At 39.8% G+C, this 21510-nt stretch carries 18 protein-coding genes and 2 pseudogenes; 8 read left to right on the top strand and 12 right to left on the bottom strand.

Going from position 1 to position 21510, the window contains the following annotated elements; translation table 11 throughout:
* A pseudogene (locus tag CWC30_RS18450) lies at window positions 1-248 on the top strand (hypothetical protein); the annotation flags it as partial.
* Window positions 249-301: 53 nt separating this feature from the next.
* On the opposite strand, the gene CWC30_RS11080 reads toward CWC30_RS18450, so the two are convergent.
* The 3 genes from CWC30_RS11080 to CWC30_RS11070 form a co-directional block, all read right to left on the bottom strand.
* The gene (locus tag CWC30_RS11080) at window positions 302-1012 is read right to left on the bottom strand and encodes a VC0807 family protein (protein WP_069439117.1); all 711 of its coding nucleotides are present in this window, start codon (window positions 1010-1012) and stop codon (window positions 302-304) included.
* 667 nt (window positions 1013-1679) lie between these two features.
* Window positions 1680-2012 (bottom strand): metalloregulator ArsR/SmtB family transcription factor, encoded by a 333-nt coding sequence (locus tag CWC30_RS11075; protein WP_138627099.1) that lies wholly within the window; start codon window positions 2010-2012, stop codon window positions 1680-1682.
* Between the two features lie 199 nt (window positions 2013-2211).
* Window positions 2212-2640, bottom strand: a complete 429-nt coding sequence (locus CWC30_RS11070; protein WP_138627098.1) for an organic hydroperoxide resistance protein — start codon at window positions 2638-2640, stop codon at window positions 2212-2214.
* Between the two features lie 128 nt (window positions 2641-2768).
* Between CWC30_RS11070 and CWC30_RS11065 the strand changes: the two genes are divergently transcribed.
* Window positions 2769-3227: a MarR family winged helix-turn-helix transcriptional regulator gene (locus CWC30_RS11065; RefSeq protein WP_036983764.1), complete on the top strand. Its 459-nt coding sequence runs from the start codon at window positions 2769-2771 to the stop codon at window positions 3225-3227.
* Here the strand turns inward: CWC30_RS11065 and CWC30_RS11060 are convergent.
* Window positions 3216-4115, bottom strand: coding sequence for a LysR family transcriptional regulator (locus tag CWC30_RS11060; RefSeq protein WP_249929854.1), 900 nt, complete (start codon window positions 4113-4115; stop codon window positions 3216-3218). The two genes, CWC30_RS11065 and CWC30_RS11060, sit on opposite strands and share 12 nt — an antisense overlap.
* 101 nt (window positions 4116-4216) lie before the next feature.
* Between CWC30_RS11060 and CWC30_RS11055 the strand changes: the two genes are divergently transcribed.
* The 3 genes from CWC30_RS11055 to astB all read left to right on the top strand — a co-directional run bounded on the left by CWC30_RS11055 (window position 4217) and on the right by astB (window position 8093).
* Entirely contained in the window at window positions 4217-5227 is a 1011-nt protein-coding gene (locus tag CWC30_RS11055) for a zinc-binding alcohol dehydrogenase family protein (RefSeq protein WP_138627096.1), read from the top strand.
* Between the two features lie 2 nt (window positions 5228-5229).
* Window positions 5230-6333 carry an L-dopachrome tautomerase-related protein gene (locus CWC30_RS11050; protein WP_138627095.1) on the top strand — a complete coding sequence of 368 codons (1104 nt, stop codon included), beginning with the start codon at window positions 5230-5232 and terminating at the stop codon, window positions 6331-6333.
* Window positions 6334-6746: 413 nt separating this feature from the next.
* Complete coding sequence (gene astB, locus CWC30_RS11045; RefSeq protein WP_138627094.1) at window positions 6747-8093, top strand: N-succinylarginine dihydrolase; 1347 nt, start codon at window positions 6747-6749, stop codon at window positions 8091-8093.
* Window positions 8094-8331: 238 nt separating this feature from the next.
* Here the strand turns inward: astB and CWC30_RS11040 are convergent, their stop codons facing one another.
* Complete coding sequence (locus CWC30_RS11040; protein WP_138627093.1) at window positions 8332-9189, bottom strand: mechanosensitive ion channel family protein; 858 nt, start codon at window positions 9187-9189, stop codon at window positions 8332-8334.
* Between the two features lie 284 nt (window positions 9190-9473).
* Here CWC30_RS11040 and CWC30_RS11035 point away from each other — a divergent pair, with 284 nt between their 5' ends.
* Together CWC30_RS11035 and CWC30_RS11030 are read left to right on the top strand one after the other, a co-directional pair.
* Window positions 9474-10154 (top strand): SDR family oxidoreductase, encoded by a 681-nt coding sequence (locus tag CWC30_RS11035; RefSeq protein WP_138627092.1) that lies wholly within the window; start codon window positions 9474-9476, stop codon window positions 10152-10154.
* Between the two features lie 182 nt (window positions 10155-10336).
* The gene (locus tag CWC30_RS11030) at window positions 10337-12424 is read left to right on the top strand and encodes a bifunctional diguanylate cyclase/phosphodiesterase (RefSeq protein WP_138627091.1); all 2088 of its coding nucleotides are present in this window, start codon (window positions 10337-10339) and stop codon (window positions 12422-12424) included.
* A 26-nt stretch (window positions 12425-12450) separates the two neighbouring features.
* On the opposite strand, the pseudogene CWC30_RS11025 reads toward CWC30_RS11030, so the two are convergent.
* The 7 genes and pseudogenes from CWC30_RS11025 to CWC30_RS10995 all read right to left on the bottom strand — a co-directional run bounded on the left by CWC30_RS11025 (window position 12451) and on the right by CWC30_RS10995 (window position 20637).
* A pseudogene (locus CWC30_RS11025) lies at window positions 12451-13097 on the bottom strand (response regulator).
* Between the two features lie 120 nt (window positions 13098-13217).
* Window positions 13218-16145 carry a TonB-dependent receptor gene (locus CWC30_RS11020; protein WP_138627090.1) on the bottom strand — a complete coding sequence of 976 codons (2928 nt, stop codon included), beginning with the start codon at window positions 16143-16145 and terminating at the stop codon, window positions 13218-13220.
* A 256-nt stretch (window positions 16146-16401) separates the two neighbouring features.
* The gene (locus CWC30_RS11015; protein WP_138627089.1) at window positions 16402-17217 is read right to left on the bottom strand and encodes a TlpA disulfide reductase family protein; all 816 of its coding nucleotides are present in this window, start codon (window positions 17215-17217) and stop codon (window positions 16402-16404) included.
* Window positions 17218-17372: 155 nt separating this feature from the next.
* Window positions 17373-18089 carry an SIR2 family NAD-dependent protein deacylase gene (locus CWC30_RS11010; protein ID WP_036983748.1) on the bottom strand — a complete coding sequence of 239 codons (717 nt, stop codon included), beginning with the start codon at window positions 18087-18089 and terminating at the stop codon, window positions 17373-17375.
* 27 nt (window positions 18090-18116) lie between these two features.
* Window positions 18117-18434: a cyclic-phosphate processing receiver domain-containing protein gene (locus tag CWC30_RS11005; protein ID WP_138627088.1), complete on the bottom strand. Its 318-nt coding sequence runs from the start codon at window positions 18432-18434 to the stop codon at window positions 18117-18119.
* Window positions 18435-18491: 57 nt separating this feature from the next.
* Entirely contained in the window at window positions 18492-19589 is a 1098-nt protein-coding gene (locus CWC30_RS11000; RefSeq protein ID WP_138627087.1) for a cell division protein FtsZ, read from the bottom strand.
* A 73-nt stretch (window positions 19590-19662) separates the two neighbouring features.
* Entirely contained in the window at window positions 19663-20637 is a 975-nt protein-coding gene (locus CWC30_RS10995) for a helix-turn-helix transcriptional regulator (RefSeq protein WP_138627086.1), read from the bottom strand.
* Window positions 20638-20828: 191 nt separating this feature from the next.
* On the opposite strand from CWC30_RS10995, the gene CWC30_RS10990 reads away from it, so the two are divergent.
* Window positions 20829-21437 (top strand): hypothetical protein, encoded by a 609-nt coding sequence (locus CWC30_RS10990; RefSeq protein WP_138627085.1) that lies wholly within the window; start codon window positions 20829-20831, stop codon window positions 21435-21437.
* Window positions 21438-21510: the final 73 nt, after the last annotated feature.

Genomic DNA, 21510 nt, shown 5'->3' with positions numbered 1-21510 from the left:
AAGCCCATAAAGTTGAGCCATTACGCATCAGTTTTATTAACGCATTATATCTCATACAAGACGAGTTTTTATGGTGTTCAGGTCGAAGCCCAGGGACAATCCCTAAAAAGCTAAAAGAACTACGTGAAAACGGTAAACGGCTAATATTACCGGAGAAAAGAAAGCGAAAAGCTTATCCGCGAGCGGTGCTGGCAAAGACACAAAAATATCCGGTTAGATATAAACGAAATAACACCACTCGTTCTTAAACGAGTGGTGTTATTATTTAACAACGGCTTTTTATTATAGATTATGGATAACCCTATTCAGCATTAACCATGTCTTCAAACTTCATACCGGTTAATTTAGTTAGTACTTTAATTACATAAACAAAAATACCAATGAGCATGAGCATAGACGGAATAGCAATTACCGGATAACTCAGTAACGTCATTTCGCCAAGCTGTTCGTTAAATTCAACGGAGCCTGCAGGGCTGGTAACAATCCATTTAGCAAGGATGTAATTCATCGTAGATGAAAACACAAAGGTAAGCGCTAATAAGTAATTAGCATTAGTAATCTTTTGTTTAAAGCTTTGTGTATTGCCTCGTGCATCTAAGGCATCGTAAATAGTATCTAGCTTAAATAAAAGTGAGTTTAATAAAAGTTTGGCTAGCAGGGGTTTACCAAAAAAACCCGACATCAACACGGTAAAACCAATGATTGCCGGAATAGCTGCTTCTTTTATAGCTAACCACTCAACGTTTAGCTCAAACAAGGCAATACCACCGGTAAGCAAAGTACTTAAAAAGCCTAAAAGCGAGATGAAGTTTAATGAGCCCGCTTTTATAAAATCATAAATCCCATAGCTAATGGGGAATATAAGCGCGACAATTAAACCAGCCACACTGCCTAAATATTCAGGGCCAGAAAACTTCATTAAAATGACTGAAGGGATGATGATATTAAAGACTATTTCGGTAAGCGGATTATTTTTTTTACGCTTATTTGTAGCTTGATTATTACTGGTCATTTTTAGTTCCAAAAAATATTACTGCTGCCATTAATTTCCCCTTATGTGGAATAAATAATGCTAAACATTGCTTCTTTGCATAATACTCGCAATACGCTCGCCATTCTAGCATGACACTTAGTCGTATTATTTTATTATGTAGCGCTTACTCTGCAGTAATATAGGTATAAATTGAGGCGTTAATTAAATCACCAGTCGTATTTTCAGCCCTCAAAGACTATATTAAAGCTACAAAAAATGTAACTCTTCACCAAGACAAACTATTTTCTAAGGATCATTTTTAGCTATTTGCTGATCCTGCCAGTATGCCAAGCTAGAGCGATTACCCTATCGCTCTAGCTTTAATGAATTTAAACAGCATAAATATCACTGAAATAGTTGAGCAAACTAAAATTCAGTTACAAGAAGATAAAACACTCTCGCCAGCGTTGAAGATGTCTATTGAACTCATTCTTGTTGTCGTTGTTATGCTAGCTAACCTGAACTCCGGATAATAAATCCATCTCAAGCAGCTACTTTCAGCGCTAACTGCGTTGAATTTACTTGCAATAGGCGAGCTATTGACGCGTAATTTCGCCTTGTTTTCACTAAAAATCTCTAGCTAGAGATAAATAAATACAAATATCTTTTATTGATTCAATGTGTTAGTAAATCTCTTAATCAGAGTTCAGGGACGCTTGCCCATCACATTTAAACGCTGTAATTGATACTCATAAAATGTAGGGGTGGCATGTAATGTTTTTGTAATTACATCTTTCGCCCAATCAGGTAGTGATTTATTTAAGCTATAGAACATCCATTGATTTTGCTTACGATCAGCAAGCAAACCGCATTGACGTAATACAGCTAAATGCCGTGAAATTTTAGGCTGGCTTACATCAAGTGCCGCCACTAATTCACATACACATAACTCATCTTCATGCGCAATAAGCAGTATTGTCTTTGAGCGGGTGTCATCAGCGATACATTTAAAAAAATGCAGAGGATTTAGTTTATTCATACAGTGTAGTCTTGTTTTGCATACAACAATATATGAAAAGAAAGACATATGGAGTAGTGAAAATATGAAATTTCATATATACAGGTAAAGTTATCTATTTTCCGCGTCAACTCAAGTTTGGCTTTTTAGAGATGTGCCCAATAAAAAACACGCAATGATCACTCACGGCGTGTTTTTATAAACAATATAAAGGGGTTAATTAAATAACCGACAACTCTACTTCAATATTGCCGCGAGTTGCATTTGAATATGGACATACTTGATGTGCTTTCTCTACCAAGGCTTGTGCCGCTGCTTTGTTCATATCACCTAGTGATACAGCTAATTTTACAGCAATACCAAAACCGGCATCAATCGCACCAATAGACACTTCAGAGTTAATGTAAGTATCACTTGGCAGGGCAATTTTTTCGCTACCCGCTACAAACTTAAGTGCACCAATAAAACAGGCAGCATAACCTGCTGCAAATAATTGCTCTGGGTTTGTGCCTTGTCCGTCGTCGCCACCTAGCCCTTTTGGGGTTGATAGTTTTACATCTAAACGGCCATCGTCAGATTTAGCTACACCTTCACGGCCACCGGTTGCAGTTGCTTTTGCCGTGTAGGCAACGTTTTGTAATACATTCATAATGAACTCCAAAGTTTATCAATTAATTTAATTTGCATGCAAAATAGTAAGACAAGTAATTAGAGATTGCAAATACTTTGCATGCAAATTAAAATGTTTTTTGAATTTAAGGTATTCAGGAGTTAGGTATGTCGTTTGAGCAATTAAAGTTAAAAAATCAGCTGTGTCATAGGTTATATATGGCATCAAATAGCATTGCACGCGCTTACCGTGAGCCTTTGGCTGCACTTAACTTAACGTATCCGCAATATGTAGTAATGATGGCGCTGTGGGAGCAAGACAAAATAACCATAGCGCAGCTAATAGATAAAACCGCTATTGATGGCGGCGCTATGACCCAAATACTCAAAAAAATGACCGAAAAGTCTCTGTTAGCCGTTATTAAAGACGAGCACGACAAGCGCAAGCGCCTAATTCAGCTTACCCATCGTGGGCAAGCCCTTAAAAACGAAGCCGCTGATATTCCAAAAAATATATTATGTAAGTTTGAAAGTGTAGACCCTACGCAAGCCAAACAGCTTATGCAGCTGCTTGATTTAGTAGTAAACGATTTAAATACTAAAAGCGACGATGAGTTAGCCAACTAACGCGGTTATTTTTTGTTGAATAAACGCCCTAAATGCGGTGATCACCGGAGTCATTTGGCGTCGGTCGGCGTACATCATATAAAGCGGTAGCGGATCGCTTTGCCACTGTGGGCATAAATGAACGAGCTCCCCGCTTGCTAAATTATCAATGACATCCAAGTACGATTTATACGCAATGCCTTTGCCCTCTAGCGCCCAGCGCCTCACCATTTCACCATCGTTTACTATATGTTGGCAATTTAGATGTACTTTTTGTACTGCGCCGTTTTTATAAAAACGCCACTCTTTAAACACTTCACCAAAACGCATAAAGGTAATGGTGGTGTGCTGCGTTAAGTTAAGGGGGTGTGTAAGCAATCCATTTTTTGCTATATATTCAGCAGAGGCCACTAAAATACGCGCATTATTTAAAAATAGTGGCGCTGCAATTAACTGCGACTCTTTTGGTACACCAAAGCGCAGTGCAATATCAATTGATTGGCTATAAATGTCGCTTACTTCGTCACTTAAGTGCAGTTTAAGTTTTACATTCGGGTATTGCGCTAAAAACTCATTAAGCCATTCACTTAGTTTATTTCGCCCTAAATCACACGGGGCCGATACCTGTAGTGTCCCTGTTACTTCGCCTACTGCAGTTTGCACTGCGGCTACCCCTTGTTGAATAAGCGAAAGTGAATCTTTGGCATAAGTTAAAAACTGCTCTCCTGCCACACTTAAGCGTAAGCTGCGGGTTGAGCGAATAAACAGTACGTTTCCTAAATCTTTTTCTAGGCGCTTAATAGCTGCACTTACCGCCGCTGAGGTTTGCGCGTTTTGCCGTGCGGCTTCAGAAATACTGGCGCAACTAGCTACATCTATAAAAGTTTGAATATCGTTAAATGATCGCATATTTTCAATTAAAATTTGAAAGTGCTTTAGTTTTTCATGTCTTTTTCTATTTTTCAACTGAGCTATAGTACTTATTAAGTTAAAAGTACTTAGGAACGCACATGAAAGCATTTGGATACAGCAAAAACACTAAAACGCTTACAGCAAGCTCTATACAAGAAATTGAGCTTGATACCCCAACCGCTACCGGGCACGACCTACTTATTGAAGTAAATGCTATTTCAATAAACCCAGTAGATACAAAAATACGTGCAAATGTAGCGCCAGAGCAAGGCTACAAAGTATTAGGTTGGGACGGCGTAGGCATTGTAAAAGCCGTTGGCGAGTCAGTATCGTTATTTAATGTGGGGGAGCGTGTATTTTACGCCGGCGATTTATCGCGCCAAGGCAGTAATGCGCAATTTCAATTAGTTGACGAGCGCATTGTAGGGCGTGCGCCTAAAACATTAACCGACGCACAAGCCGCAGCACTGCCGCTAACCAGTATTACCGCCTACGAAATGCTGTTTGACCGCCTGCAAGTGCCTAAAAATAAGCAAAATACTCAGCAATCTATTTTAGTTATTGGCGCCGCAGGTGGCGTTGGTTCTATTTTAGTACAGCTTGCCAAGCAACTTACTGGGCTAAATGTGGTTGGTACTGCATCACGCGAGCAAAGCGTAACCTGGCTTAAAGAGTTAGGCGCCGATCACGTGCTCGATCATTCTAAAAACTTAAACGAGCAGCGCAAAGAGCTCGGTTTAGCTGAGTTTGATTACGTTATTGGATTAACTCATACCGACCAATACCAAGACCAAATAGTGGAGTGCATTAAGCCCCAAGGTAAATTTGCGCTAATAGATGACCCTACATCGTTCGATATTTTAAAATTTAAACCTAAATCTATATCGGTTCATTGGGAATTTATGTTTACCCGCTCGCTATTTACTACACCCGATATAACAGCGCAGCACACCTTACTTAATGAAATTAGTGAGCTGATAGACTCAGGTACGCTTAAAACCACACTTGGGCAAAATTTAGGCCCAATAAACGCCGCTAATTTATATAAAGCGCATCAAATTTTAGAATCGCACACCTCACGCGGTAAACTTGTTTTAGAAGGCTTTTAAAAATGATCAAGATTAAAAAATTACTTTTAGTTGCAGCCTGCAGTACAGCGTTTTTAACCAGCAGTGTGTTTGCTAATACCGCTAATCAAAATGCTGATTTAAAAACAGTCGCCACATTTGGCGCGCAACACCCACCGGGTAACATTGCTATTACGCCATCGGGTCGTAAGTTTTTATCGGTACATGGTTTTTACGGCCAAAAACAAAAAATTATGGAGCTATTAAGTGATGGCACCACCAAACCCTACCCTAATGAAGAATGGGCATACGCGTATAAAAACGGCAAAGGGTTTTACGATGTACTTGGCATAAATGTATCAGCCGATGGCGTATTATGGATGCTTGATACATCAGGCCCTGATCATGCTGGGCGTTTAGTTGGTTGGGATACCAATAAAGAGCAACTATATAAAATAATTTACTTAGCTAAACCCACCATTACCGACACCTCGTTTTTAAACGATTTAGTCATCGATAATAAACACGGTGTTGTATACATTGCCGACACCGCACAAGGCAGCCAAGCCGCTATTATTATCGTAAATTTAAAAACTGGTGAGGCGCGCAGAGTATTACAAAATAGCTCATACACCACAGCCGAAAACATCGACATGGTCATTGAAGGGCGCACCATGAAACTAGGCGGTCAACCAGCTCGTTTAGGCGTAAACCCAATCACACTCGACCCAAGCGAACAGTGGCTTTACTTTGGCTCTATGTCTGGCACGTCGGTTTACCGTATTGCCACAAGCGATATGAACAATAAAAGCCTGAGCGCAAGCGCCCTTGAGAGTAAAGTAACGCGTTACGGCTCTAAACCCATGTCAGATGGCATTATTGTTGATGGCGGCGGCAATGTGTATGTTACCGACATAACCAATGGCGCAATTGGCGTAGTAAAGCCAAGTGGTAAATACCAAGTATTATTTAAAGACGAGCGCTTAAGCTGGCCAGATGGCTTTAGTTATGGTGCAGATCATAAAATATACTTTACCGTAAATGAGCTACATCGCTCGCCAGTATTAAATAACGGTAAAAATGCCAGCCAAGGAAAATTTAGTGTGCTGTCGTTCGACCCGCTAGTAAAAGGTAAGGTAGGGCGCTAATTACAGCGTAAAAACCCAAGCCACGCACCTGCTGCGTGGCATTTTGGTGCAACTTTTAGGCCTTTTAGCCCCAAAGTGGTGCTAAGTGTTTAAAAGTTATTTTTTAGTTGTTTAATAAATACCTGATTTATATTCATAAAATATTTACTTAACAGTTGGCATAATTCTTCCACAGTAACAATGTGTTCAGTGAAACTTTCAAGGAAAATACCATGGCTAACCTATACCACACCCTCTACCTACTCTGGCGTTTAGACATTAGCGTATGGCAGGTAAACGATCCGAGTAATACCCATACTACGTGCGACAAAGAGCGAGTTTACAGCCAATAGATTTGGTATTTATATACTTTGCAAGCACAGCCATTGCGTTGTATTGTTAAGTAACTAAAAAACAATATAATTGGAACGTGTATGCACGCCTTAGAAGTAAGTTTTGATGGCTTAGTTGGCCCTACTCACAACTATGCGGGTTTATCGTATGGTAACGTTGCCTCGTTAAACAATGCGGCGAGTATTTCAAACCCACTAGAAGCTGTGTTACAGGGCCTTGAAAAAATGAAAGCCATGCACGACAAAGGCTTAACACAAGGTGTGTTTGCACCCCACGCACGCCCCGATTTAAACGTACTACGTCGCCTAGGTTTTACCGGCAACGACTCGCAAGTTATTCAAAAAGCATTTAAAGCCGACCCTATTTTATTGCGCGCGTGTTATTCGGCCTCTGCAATGTGGACCGCCAATGCCGCCACTGTGTCACCTTCGCCAGATACCCTCGATGGCAAAGTGCATTTTACTTCAGCTAATTTAAACAATAAGTTCCATCGCTCGCTAGAGCCAGCTACCACTACCCGCTTACTAAAAGCCATGTTTAATAACGATAGCTACTTTGCACACCATACACATTTACCCGATCAGGGCTTTTTTGGCGACGAAGGGGCCGCTAACCACACCCGACTTTGCGATAGCCACGGCGAGCAAGGCCTAGAAATATTTGTATTTGGCGCAAGTGCCTTTAACAGCCAACTACCAAAACCGGTTAAGTTTCCTGCAAGGCAAACATTAGAGGCCTCAGAAGCCATTTGCCGATTACATAATTTAAAAGAATCGAGCCAAATACTATTACAACAAAACCCTGATGTGATTGACCAAGGGGTGTTCCATAATGATGTAATCGCGGTGGGTAACGCCAATGTTTTATTATGCCATCAGCAGGCGTTTTTAAATCAAACGCAAGCATTAGACGATATCCGCGAAGCTTATGTAGGTAACAAACAGCTATACATAATTGAAGTACCTACCGATAAAGTAAGTATTAGCGATGCAGTAAGCAGTTACTTATTTAATAGCCAATTAGTAAGCCTAGATGATGGCTCAATGCTATTAGTAGCGCCACAAGAATGCCAGCGTAATCCTGCTGTAAAAGCGTATATTGAAGAAATGATTATTGCCGATAACCCCATAAATCAAGTGCAGTTTTTTGATTTACGCCAAAGCATGCAAAATGGCGGCGGACCTGCTTGTTTGCGTTTACGTGTGGCGCTTAACGAGCAAGAATTAGCTGCGGTAAATCCAGAGGTTATTTTAGATGAGCAAAAGTACATCCAGTTATGTGATTGGGCTACGCGCCATTACCGCGATAAACTCGGTGCTAACGACTTTGCCGATCCAGCGTTATTAACCGAAAGTTATCAAGCGCTTGATGAGTTAACCCAACTGCTTAATTTAGGCTCAGTGTACGACTTTCAATTAGAAGGTTAATACATCAACCAACACAAAGGTTAATACAAAAATAGCGAGCCAAGGCTCGCTATTTTTATTTGTGCTTATGCTAATAGAGTTTAAACGTTTTTTATACCAATTCGCTTAATTAAGTGATCTATTTTGAGGCTGGAAAAACGTGTTGATAACTAGGCAAAAAATTCGTTATTTAATTGTTCTAAATGAGAATTTTTTAACGCAGGTAGCGACACGTTTAGCCCCGCAAAATGATTAAGTATTATTGCGGATTGGTATTAACCGTTATTGCCGATGCCATCGACTCAGATATATGCAGCGTTCGCTGCGGAAACGGAATACTCAGCCCCGCGCCTTCTATGGCCTCTTTAACGCGTTTATTTAAATCCCACACGGTTTGCCAGTAATCGCCATTTACAGCCCAAGCACGTAATTGTATATTTACTGCGCTTTCGCCTATTGAGGTAACCATTACTTTAGGTGCAGGCTCTGCGAGTAGTCGGCTTTCTGATTCGGCGAGTTCTTTAAGTACATTTAAGCCTACATCAATAGAGTCGGCGTACGAAATTCCCACCACTATATCCATACGCCTTTTACCGTTACGGGTAAAGTTTTTAATGTTGCCGCCCCATACTTTACCGTTAGGCGATGCGATATAAAGGCCGTCGGTGGTTTTAAAAATGGTCGTAAATAAGTTTATTTCTTTTACTGTGCCAAGCGTGCCGCTTGCATCTACAAAATCGCCTATTTTAAATGGCCTAAGTATTAATAGCATAATGCCAGCGGCAATATTACTTAAGGTGTTTTTAAGCGCCAAACCAATCGCTAAACCCGCCGCGCCCATTAGCGCTATTAAGCTTGCCGTATTAACACCAAAAATATCTAAAATAAACAGCCCAGCAATTATGTAAACTAAATACCCTGCAATGCTAGATAACAGCGGCAGAAGTGTTTCGTCTACCTTTTTTAATGGCGACTTAGAGTTTTTAATCGCTTTTTTAACCGAGCGCGCAATAAGTGCACTCGCAACTAAAATAGCCAACGCTAACACCACTTTGTAACCCAAAGTGATAATGGTTTCTGAATGGCTCTGCCAAAACACAATAAGTTTATCTTTCATACATATTCCAAAAAAAATGGGCTGACACTCAGCACAATTTAACAAGGAGCAAAGCTAAATACGCTAACCCCACAAATTAACCTTAATGACTAAAAACGGCGCGAGTATATAGCTATAAATCAGTTATACCTATTGTTTTTATATTAAATTAAAGCATTAAATAAAGGTTAGGTTTCTCTGATGTATCTATTCAATTTGGCTTAATCGCACACTGTTAGTGTTAGTATAAAAGTTACTGTAAATACTGTCCTCATTTTGAATATGTAAACATAGGAGAAACAATCATGGCGAAAGAAAAAATAGTCCTCATTACAGGTGCTTCGAGTGGTATAGGTAAAGCAACCGCTAAAACATTAGTTAATAATGGCCACAAAGTGATCTTAACCGCGCGCAGCGAAGATAAACTCAATAAACTAGTTGACGAGTTAGGCCATGAAAATGCATTTAGCGTTTCAGCCGATGCCACTGCATTTAATGAACTTGAGAATGTAGTGAGTAAAGGCGTTGAAAAATTTGGCCGATTAGACGTAGCATTCGCTAACGCCGGCATGGGGGTGTCATCACCTGGAACCGAGAATGGCGATCCTCAAGAGTGGTCAGCCATGGTTGACCTTAATATTAAAGCATTGCTTTGGACTGCTAAACTCACTTTGCCTCATTTACGTGAAAAACAAGGACATTTTATTTTAACCAGCTCTGCAGCAGGGCGAAGACCCATTGACGGCTCTATTTATGGTGCCACTAAATGGTTTGCCCATGGCTTTGGTCAAAACCTCGCAGAAGAAATGAAACCTTGGCATGGCCGATGTACAACCATAGCCCCAGGCATGGTGAATACACCATTTTTTGATGAAGCAAAACCAGATAAGCTCGACCCTCAAGACGTGGCCGATGCCGTTTTGTTTGCCATTGAAGCTAATCAGCGTAATAGCGTACGCGAAATCTATTTAATGCCCACCAACTAATAATAAAATGTAAAGGCCAATGTTTATTGGCCTTTACTATAAAAGTGCTTACCTGTGTTTTATTCAAATCACTATCTATTCAATCAATAAAAAATCACTTATTGAAACGCCGCTTACCATGCTAAATCACAATTTTATGTCTATTATATAAATAAAGTAATTCAATAACTGGAACCCATTTAATGGCTCCCAATAAAACTAATAATATACCGACTCATCAATATGTTACAAATGACCCACTGCACCAGCTTTTTGATGCTGTCGATTCTATCTCAGTACAAGGTTACGATGAGCAAAGACGTGTTATTTATTGGAACAAAGGCAGTGAATTGCTTTATGGGTATACACACCAAGAAGCCATTGGCAAAAAACTCGAAAATTTAATTATACCCGCACCAATGCGAGAGCCCGCTATTAAAGCGCATAGTAATTGGATTAAGTATGATATTGAAATTCCCGCATCAGAACTCATACTCAGACATAAAAATGGCAATGATGTAGCCGTATTTTCAAGCCATGTTATGTTTACCAATCAGTACAATACCAAACAAATGTACTGTATTGATATTGATCTGTCTGAGGTTCACAAAGCACAAGCAGAAGCCGTATTTAATGCCACCATGCTCAAAACTTTATTTGAGGCAATTCCTGATTTATTTTTTGTACTAGAGCAAAATGGCACTATTACTGACTACCATGCAAACAATGAAAACGATTTATATATTTCACCTAACCAGTTTATTGGTAAAAAAATGGTGGATGTATTACCTGAAAAAATAGCGCAAAAGTTTCAGGTTCATATAGAAAAAACGATAGCACAAGACAGTATGGTCAGTTTTGAATACGAATTAAGCATGCCTGAAAGCGTAATTTATTTCGAAGCGAGATTGCGTTTATTGCCCAAAACAAACCAAATTATGGTGATTATTCGTGATATTAGCGAACTACACCGCTCCGCTGAACTAATTCGCCATCAGGCCCACTTTGATAGTTTAACCGATTTGCCTAATCGCTTTTTATCTCTAGACCGCTTATCACAAATATTACTGGAAGCACAAAAGAGCCACGAAAAAGCCGCCGTGTTCTTTTTAGATCTTGATGACTTTAAAAAAGTAAATGACTCTTTAGGCCATGAAGTGGGGGATAAATTATTAATTGCGGCAGCAGCAAGATTACAGCAAACACTTAAAAAAAATGACACAATAGGCCGATTGGGCGGCGATGAGTTTATTGTTTTAATATCCAATTTAAATGATGAAAGCGATGCTTTAGCGATTGCTGAGCGGTTACTTCAAGCATTTAAGAAACCATTTAAACTTGTAGGCAGAGACTTAATACTGACATTAAGTATTGGTATTGCTATTTCCCCTAAGGATGGCACCTGCGCCTCGGTGTTGTTACGAAATGCCGACACCGCTATGTACCAAGCAAAAACCATGGGGCGAAACACGTTCTCTTTTTTCACCCCACAAATGAACGTCGCCATGCGCCGCCGCTTTGAAATAGAAGAGCAAATGCATGGTGCACTAGAGCGTAATGAATTTGAGCTTTATTACCAACCACAAATAGATGTAAAAACAAACACTATCGTTGGCGCTGAAGCCTTGCTTCGTTGGCATAATATAGTGTTAGGGGAAATCACCCCAGATGAGTTTATCCCAATTGCAGAGCAAACCGGCTTAATTGCGCCTATTGGTGTATTTGTTCTTCAACAAGCCTTACGCTTTTTAAATGAATGGCAATCAATTAACAAGCAAAGCTATACCATGGCGATTAATTTATCACCGCGCCAATTCAGAGACCCAGAACTGGTCAATATAATTAAACACACTCTGCATAAAAATAGCATTAATAATGAATGTTTAGAGCTGGAAATTACCGAAGGGGTGCTGATGAATAGCCAAGCGTCAATTCATGATGCCTTATTGCAAATTGATGAGCTGGGCATAAAACTGTCAATGGACGACTTTGGCACAGGCTATTCATCATTAAGTTACTTACGAGAATACCCTTTTGATGTGCTAAAAATTGACCGCAGCTTTATTACTGGTATAACAGATAACAAGGCAGACTGTAATTTAGTGAAAGCGGCCATAGCTATGTCACACAGCCTAGAAATAAAAGTAGTAGCTGAAGGGGTAGAAACCAAAGAGCAGCTAGATTTACTCAACGAGCTAAACTGCGATATTGCTCAGGGATTTTATTTAAGTAAGCCCTTGCCGGCCGCCAAGCTGCTCAATTTTTCATTGCGTTACTTAAAAGCACTTTAGTTAAAAAGTGCTTTTATAGTTATGTTTTAGCTCATGATTTTAAAGAGTAAATCGCGCACCGTAGCAGGCTCAAACGGTTTGTCACATATTGTATCCACACCCGCTTGAGCAATATTAGCTAAATGGGTATCGTTAGCTTGTGAGCTCACCATCAGAATTGGAATATGCGAGTACGCATTCGATTGCCTTACCGTTTCAGCTAATTTTTTACCATCCATTTCTGGCATATTGTAGTCTGTAACAATTAAATCAAATGATTGGCTGTTTAACATTTCAATCGCTTGTTTAGCGTCTTCGGCCTCTACCGGTGCTAGAATTCCCATCCCCGCCAAGACACGTATTATATGTTTTCGCGCAAAACGGCTGTCATCAACCACAAGCACTCTAAGAAGCGTCACATCAAAGTGCTCTAGTTCCACTTGTTGCTCGGTATTACTATTACTGCGTATTGCCTGTAATAAAGAATCAGCTGTGCCATCACTTAAATACAGGCTGCTAATGACTAAATCAGGGTGATAATTTGATAAAGCAGCCAGCGCGTTTTCTTGAGTGCTGGCCGTTTCAATTTGTGTAACACCGCACTGAGCCAGTGATTTTTTATTAGCTTTTACTGAACTTCAGAAGGCTCAACTAATAAAATAGATAAGTTGGCTATTGCCGTTAAATCACTCATTTCAATTCTGTTATTATTAATTCTATAATTTTTATAACGCTCATTATAAAGTAATAACTTACAAGAAAAAGCTAAAACAGCAACAAAGCAGCTTGTTTACCCAAACTCAACACACTCAGCTTAAAAACGGTAGTTTATGCCCGCATAATAACGTCTTCCCGAATAGCTTGAGTTTAATAACCGAGACTCTGTATCATTACCTAGGCGCTTTACCGACTCAGATTTAGTTAAATTAATAACTGCAGCGGTCAAACTCAAATCCTCTAATAAATTAATCGAAGCATTTACATCAACTTGCTCGTATGGGTCTTGGTATACATTTAAGCCGCTGTTTAAACCCAACACGGTTTCACCGCGTTTATTATAAGAAGCACGAACATTAAAGGCATCTCCCTCATAATATATCGAGGTATTGTATTGATACTTAGCACTGCCTATTAATGGTGATTGGCCAAATTCTTCACCATTAACACTTACATCGGCTTTATTGGTTTTGTTATAAGTGTAGTTTGCATAAAAACCAAAACCACTATCAAAGGCATGCTGTATAAATACTTCCGCCCCTTTAGATACGGCATCAGTGCCATTACCTACTGTGCTATATGGCGATACAGTAATATTTCCTGCCTCAACTATGCCCTCTTTACCAGCAAAATCTTGTTGTACGTCAATAACTAAGGGAACAACAAAATTATCAACAGTTTTATGAAACAATGCTAAACCAATGGCAGAGCCTTCGCTGTAATAATATTCAATAGATAAATCAGCTTGCACCGACTCAAATGGCTTTAAGTTTTTATTACCGCCACTACCACTAAAACCCGGGATTTCATTAAACTCAGCTCTATCGTCTGCCCACTCATCTGAGACAAAGGTAATGCGTTGTTGTGCGCCTAAATCGGCATAATCAGGTCGTGACATCACTTTAGCAACCGCGCCTCGTACCACTACATCATCACTTATATCCCATGCAATATTAAAGCTAGGAAGAATTTGAGTATCGGTACTCTCTTGAGTAATAAGTTGATAGTCTTCAACAAATCGATCATCTCCGGTTACCGGCTCGCCACTGTCATCATTGGTATGATCTAATAAATAAGTATATAGGTCGGTTGATGATGTCATGGTTTTAGTGCGTACCACCCGCACCCCTAAATTACCTCGCACGCTATTAAACTCAAAGTCACCTTGCAGATAAAACGCCGCTATTTGCTCTTCAATATCATAAATAAAGTTATCTTCTTTGCGTGTATACGGCACATAATGACTGGTCACAATATCGCGGTATTTTTGCCAATCAATACCGGGCATTTGGTTAATATTAAAACCACCCGCAATGTTACCTTCGTTAATAAACACGTCTTGTGCTAGTGGCATACCATTGTTCCACTGATAACTGTCAAAACGTGTGATCCCCCCCTCGCTGGCTTCTGCTGCAGCAATATCAAAGTTAGGATCTAAAAAGAAGGTATTACCGGTTTCGCGATGCAGCGTAGCTTCTCGGTACTTAACCCCTGTTTTAATTGTTCTTAAAATTCCCCAATCGGTATAAATATCAAAGTCAGCTTGATAGTAATCTTCTTCGAGTTCACTGCGCACAAAGCTTGAATTTGACGAGCCTGGATCGCGCCCACCGCCCACACCATTTAGTAAGTTAGCTAGCGTATTAGGGTCTATATTTAAACTAATATCGTTTTCATTAATTTGCCAACCCGCTGTTTGCGATGCATTTTCTATACGGCTTTCATTTTCACCGGCGTTTGAACTTTTATACGCCGCTTCCCAACTCTCCTTTGGCCCGCCTTCAGAGCGCGTATTGCCCGCCACAAAACGGGCTTTAAAATAATCGCCTTCATAGGTTAAATTAAAATCAAAGGTGTCTGAGGTCGACTCTTCACGCACATAACGGCCTCGCATCCACGGCAATTGCATATCATTCTCTGCGCCACTCGCAGCTGCATCAAATTGCATCCCATTGATAATAGTGCCCGACTCATCCAAACTTACATCGGTTAAAAAGTCAGGATTTAAAGACCATTCAGGTATATCAATCACCGACTCAGTTTTATTTTTATCAAGTGAAAATCCAAAATAGTTAAAGCCAATTTCAACACGGCTGGTTGGGCGCCACTGCGTGCTAAATTGCACCCCTTCTCGCTCACGTAATTCGTTTACAATTGAGCCACGAACCACTTGAGGAAACCAAACATCGTCATAACTATTACCCTGAGCATCACTTATTGAGCCCCACTGATTATTATTATCAACCAGCTCGCCATTGGTATCTATCGGGTTATCACCGGCAAAGCGCCATACGTTTGCATCTGTGCCTCCTGAGAGAGTTCGGTTAGTGCGTTTTTGTGAGGTGTAACCAAACAACACACCAAAAGTATCAGCATCGTTCTTCCAAGAATAAAGCGCGGTTACTTGGGGCTCAGACTCTTCAGTCACATCGGCATAAGTGCTTTCAATATTAATCACCCCTGAGTTTGCATCCATACTTAGCGGCTTACGACTATGCATTAATACCGTGCCGCCCACGCCACCTTCATCTAAACGTGCCTCTGGTGATTTATACACTTCCACGCTTTCAATCATGGCTGAGGGCAGTAATGCATAATCAAACGAACGAGATGGCTCACCTGGTGATGACGCAATAAAATTACCATTTAGCTGAGAAAAGGTTAGCTCAGATGATAACCCCCTAATACTTACCGATGAGCCCTCGCCTCCGTCACGGTCAATCACGACCCCTGGTACGCGTTGTAATGAATCTGCGACATTTTTATCAGGAAACTTACCAATATCTTCTGCTGTTATGGCATCAACCACAGAGCTCGATAAACGCTTTATATCTAAATTAGCCGCCATACTGGAGCGAATTCCACGCACCTCAATGACTTCCATATCTTTGCTTTTTAATGTTTTATCTTCTGCTTCATCAGCATATGCATGATTAATCACAGATAAAATAGAGATGCACAGCGTTGATTTAATAAAAAGTGGAAGAGAGTGATGTACAGCGTGGGTTATCCGATGAGCGGTCATAGTTTTAACAGTTCCATTTTAAAATACAGTTAATACTTAAAGATGATCGTACTAGCTAAAGATGGTACGAAAAAAGTAGCTGTATTTTACATAACCAAGCTTAATAGCTTGTTAATGCAAACTGATAAGTAACTGAATAAAATATCAAAAAATAGTCAATTCAAATAAAGGTAGGAAGTTAAGCAGCAAAATTGCTATTTAGCTGCTTTTTAAAAGGGCATAAAAAGGAATGACGCGATTAAACAGCAATACACCGTTATTTATTATCACTAATAGCTTGAATATAATAGCCTAAACTCGCATGAGAAAGCTCGCCCATATGACTGGTGACTAACTCACCTTGGCTATTATAAAACAAAGTAGTTGGTAAGCCCGCAGCACCTGATTCGCGACTCACATTACTACTTTGATCAAAAAACACATGATTTAGGTCGAGTTGCTGTTTATCAAGGAACGCTTTTACCGTGTGTAAGTCTTCACCTTGGTTTACAAACGCCACCGTAATATTTGGATTATTTTTTTGAGCCGCTTGCAGTACCGGCATTTCTTTTCGACACGGCGGACACCACGACGCCCAAAAGTTAATCACCACCGGCTTACCTTTAAAGTTTTGTAAGTTAACCTGCTGCCCTTGAATATTATGCACAACAGACTGCGGTAACTGCACACCCGTTTGGTAAATAGACAGCGCAAAGTTAGGAATGATCATTGAACAAAAACCAACAAACCCCGCAATAGCGTAGTGTTTCATTACCGCTTTTTTACCACGGGCATAAAACGCTAAAACCACTATGCCGCTGAGCCAACCATAATAACCAATAAAACCACCGTCGCTAATATTAAAAAGCTGCCACCAATTACCTTGATAAGCATCCCACATAGTAAACACAAACGCTAAACGCGAGACTAAAAAGCCCACCACAATTGCTTTAAAAACCGTATCTAAAATCGCTTTTTGTAATGGATGTTGGCGCGTTAATAAATAGGTAAGCCCCCAAAAAATGCCTAACCCTAAAAAAATAATTAACTGAGAAATGGAAATAACCAAAGGCCCAAGAGAAATACTTAACATTGCTACCGTCTTCTTAATAATATTTTTAAGTACCTAAAATAACGAGTACCAGCGTGAATTAAATACCAACAATAACATAATGTAAGTTGTACTGATTATTAATAACGCATAATAGGTTATGTATACCAGCAGCAATACATAACCTATTTACCTAACTAACCTTGTTGCTGTATGTACTCCAATGCAGTCATTTTTTTATAGCTTACGTTTGTATGCATAACGTGAACTGGATCAGGGTCAACAATTTCAATTGGAATAGCATAATTACGCGCAATATCCAGCGCCATTTGAGTAATGTTCACGCTAAACGAAGTACCCATAAACACCATTTTATCGGCATCAATCATTCGCTGTTGTGCTTCAGTAATACGGTAAAGTTCCGTGTAATATTCATCAAATAGCAGCACATAGGGTTTAAACGAGCGATTGACCTTAGGATTATTATTTTCAATGTTAAACAGCTCAAGTAATGAGTCATTTAAACGATTTTCATCGACCTTATCCCAAGGTGCTGTTTGCGGTTTTACCAGACCATTTTTATGAAATAAGGTCATTTGATCAAGCCGCCCATGAATAGCAATATAATTTTTATTACCGGATTTGCCGTCTAGCCCGTCAATATTTTGGGTAATTAGGTTTTTGTCGCTAAGCCAATGATGCACCTCGTTAGGGCCATGATTACGATAGGTAGCAAAGCGATGATAATACCAAGCTAAAAATTCTCGCGGATTATTTTTATACATGGCACGGGTTGCCATTTGCATGGGTGTATAATTTTTACTGCCAATGGTCCAAAAGCCATCCTCACCACGAAAGGTGGGAATACCACTAGCAGCACTCACACCAGCTCCTGTAATGTATAACGTATTCATAAAAATATTCCTGTTTACTTGCAAAGCTCACCACTCGCCATCACAGCGTTTAGAACCCTTTTGATTTTTAGCCAGTAAATTAATTTGTGTAATTGCGCGTTCCATTTTAATTCGTGCTGAGCTATTAGCTGAATGAACGGCTATTTCTGGCGGTACAAAGCCATCAATAAACACTGCCTGCTCAATCCAAAGTAAAACGTCATAGCCAGTGCCTTTATTATCATTCCCTAAATCATGGTCAAGGCTAAGCAGCTTTACTTTACCAGTCTTCAAAAGTTTAATCACTTCACTAGGCCAATAGGCTCTTAACCAACCGGTTGGAGTTTCTCTCTCGTCATCTAATATACATTCATAGGGTTATCTCACTGAAAAATGTATTCAGACCCTCAAAGCAGTAACTAGTTATTTTCCACAAGGAGCTGGAGCTTGATTACGTATAAACGCTGGTATGTCAAAAATATCAGAAGCTTGAGGTTTAGCTCTTGCAGCTGGCGATTGTTCGGTTTCGCTACTAGGCGCATTATCGAAAGGTTCAACAATCATCTTAGCGCTTGCTCCTGTGGCGATGATCAACAGTTCATAATTCATTGCTAAATTTTCAATTTTAGAAACACCACAAATAACTAACGCGTTTGGGCTAACCCGCTGGCGCACTGTATCGGTAATGAGGTTATAACTACCGAGTGAAATTTCATCTTTGCAATTTACTTGTATTATTACACCCGTACTTGATGACATATCAACTTGATTAACTAACGGGTTATTGAGTGCACTATCCAATGCAGTAGTAAGCTCGCTTTCTTCATCACATTTACCAACACCTAGTACAGCATCACCCTGGCAATCCATAATTTTCGCAAAGTCATTTAAATCAACATTTATAAGCCCTTGAAAACAAAGCATATCGATGAGTGATTTTATCAGTGAGTGGAGTATTTGGTTTGAGTGCTTAAACGCATCAAATAAGCCTATATCGTTACCAAGCACTTCAATAAGTTGATCGTTAGGGAGCGTAATAACCGCATTAGCATGCTCTTTAAGCTCATTTAAACCTGCTTGCGCTATATTATTTCTAAGCTGCCCTTCACTACTAAATGGCAATGTAGCAACAAATATAATGGGCTTACCTTGCTCACTAGCAAGCTCTGCAATATACGGGCTAGCGCCAGTCCCAGTACCGCCACCCAACCCTGTTGCACATAGAATTATATCGCAGCCATTAATAAGCGTTAAAAGCTGCTCTTTACTCTCTTCCGCCGCTTGCAGCCCTACTTTAGGGTCGGCTCCTGCACCATACCCATGAGTGAGCTCTGCACCTATTAGTACTGCTTCATCACTCTGTGTATGCTCAAGCACTACTTTGTCGGTATTAACGCTGTACAAGTGCGCCTGCTCAGACTCGCGTTGTTCAAAAATACTGTTAAGCGTATTACAGCCACACCCACCAATGCCAAATACACCAATCGATAAACCATCATTTTGCTGAATTAATTGAAACATAACTACTCCTTAACTTTTAAAGGAGCATAACAAATAGGTGCGTCAAAAATTGACGCACTCAAATTAATTAGCGTTATTGATAGTTACCAGCAGCCGCTTTAAGCTTTGTGGTAATTCTTTTTCTAATGCGCTCAGGTTTAATAACTTCCAGCCAATGAGCACATTTAAATAGCTCATCGGTTAATTGTTCAGTATCAATAGTTTGATAGGTAAATAATACATTTTTTTCATCAATATGTTGCTTGTCAGTCAGCTCGCCAAGTTCAATAAAACCTTGATTAACCACCGAATGGGTAGGTACTTTCACAACTAACTCAATCGCTTCTTGCTTCATACCTTTATTAATCGCACTGCGTAACGACTTTAACTGCTCAGCACTTGGCTCACGTCGTGTTTCTTGCAGGATATGAACATTGCGAATGCGATAAACCGGCATCTGATAACATTTATCGTGAAGCGACCCAACCATAAACTGCGCCATCAACACGCCGCCTTGCTCAACTAAGTTATAAAAGCTTAATTCAGCAAACTTTAACCAGTGCGCCTCATTGTACAGCACTCTATAAAGCTCAGCGCTCACAGCACGTTTATGCTTAATCGCATGCTCAATTTGCGCAACTAATTTGCTATCAATATTCACTTTTAACGACGGTTTAGGCAGGGTTGCAAGCCAGTCAGGCACATGGCCATTAAAACGCTTAAGCGCTTGTTCTGCTTTAATATGTACCGAGCGTTTAACATCGCTCGGTATAGATTGCGGTAGTAACTGCTCTAGTAACAAATAATGCTCAGCTACTTCGCAGCTCATAATTTTAGCGCTACCACCTCGCCACTGTGCATTAATAGACCAACCATACGGTTTACTGCGGGTATCTTTTTCAAGGCCAAAACAACCTTGATCGCAGAGTGATTGAAGGTCACGTTGGAGCATACGGGTTGATAATTCAACACCTCGTAGTGATAGGTTTTCTTGTAGCTGTTTGACTGAAATACTTAAAGGGCTGATAGGTATATATTCTAAAAGAGTTAGGTATCGTAAAGGTTTCATATTTATTAGTCTTATAAGCTAGTAGAAAATTATCTAATTTTCATAATATGTTATTAATATCAATTAATTCAAACATCTAATTAAATTATTACATATCAAACAAACCTCTAATATAAATTGAAATTACTAGTGCTTTTGTTACTGTAAGTACATTACAGAGTCGATTTTAAATATTTATAAAGGGAAATAATATGGGAATTATAAAAAGAAGAGGAAGCTCTACAAACGCAATTTTGGTCTTAGAGTCGCCTTGGGGATTAGATGAAAAAGACAATAACAGAAGCTCTGTCGTTCCTTTCATGCAAGGAATTGCAAAATATACCGGTGATACAGAAGTCTTTCATGCAAATTTTTACGATAAAAAAAGCTTTGATTACGCACTAGATTGCATCACTCGTGAAGGCTTCAAAAATACCATTATTTATATTGCCGCTCATGGGTATGAAGATAAAATTGGGAATGTGAAGGTTGATCATATACTTGGTGAAGTATCTGATATATCGAAACAACAAAACATAACAGGACTTTTGTTCGGTTCTTGTTTTATTGGAAAGAAAACCCTTGAAATGGAAGTGTATATTCAAGAATCAGGCCTTAGGTGGTGCATGGGATACGCTTCGTCATGCAATTGGCTTGAAGGCACTATGATAGATGCTGCAATAATTGGTGCAATGATCTCGTTAGAAAACGGAGATTTTGAGTCACGAGATATAATCAATTCAGCCTTTGCAAACGCAATTGCTCCATTTGCAGAGAGGGCGTTCAGAATTCTGTGTCAGCCTAAATTGCTAAATATCTAGCACGCCATCTAACCTACCTTCGAAGTGAATGGCTAATTGCGACAATGTCAGGTTCCAATTGTGGGTTGACATT

This window comes from Pseudoalteromonas sp. S4741 (assembly GCF_005886135.1).
Taxonomy (GTDB): Bacteria; Pseudomonadota; Gammaproteobacteria; order Enterobacterales; family Alteromonadaceae; genus Pseudoalteromonas; species Pseudoalteromonas tetraodonis.
The sequence above is the reverse complement of the archived record's forward strand: the minus strand, read 5'-3'. Positions and strand labels throughout refer to the sequence as shown.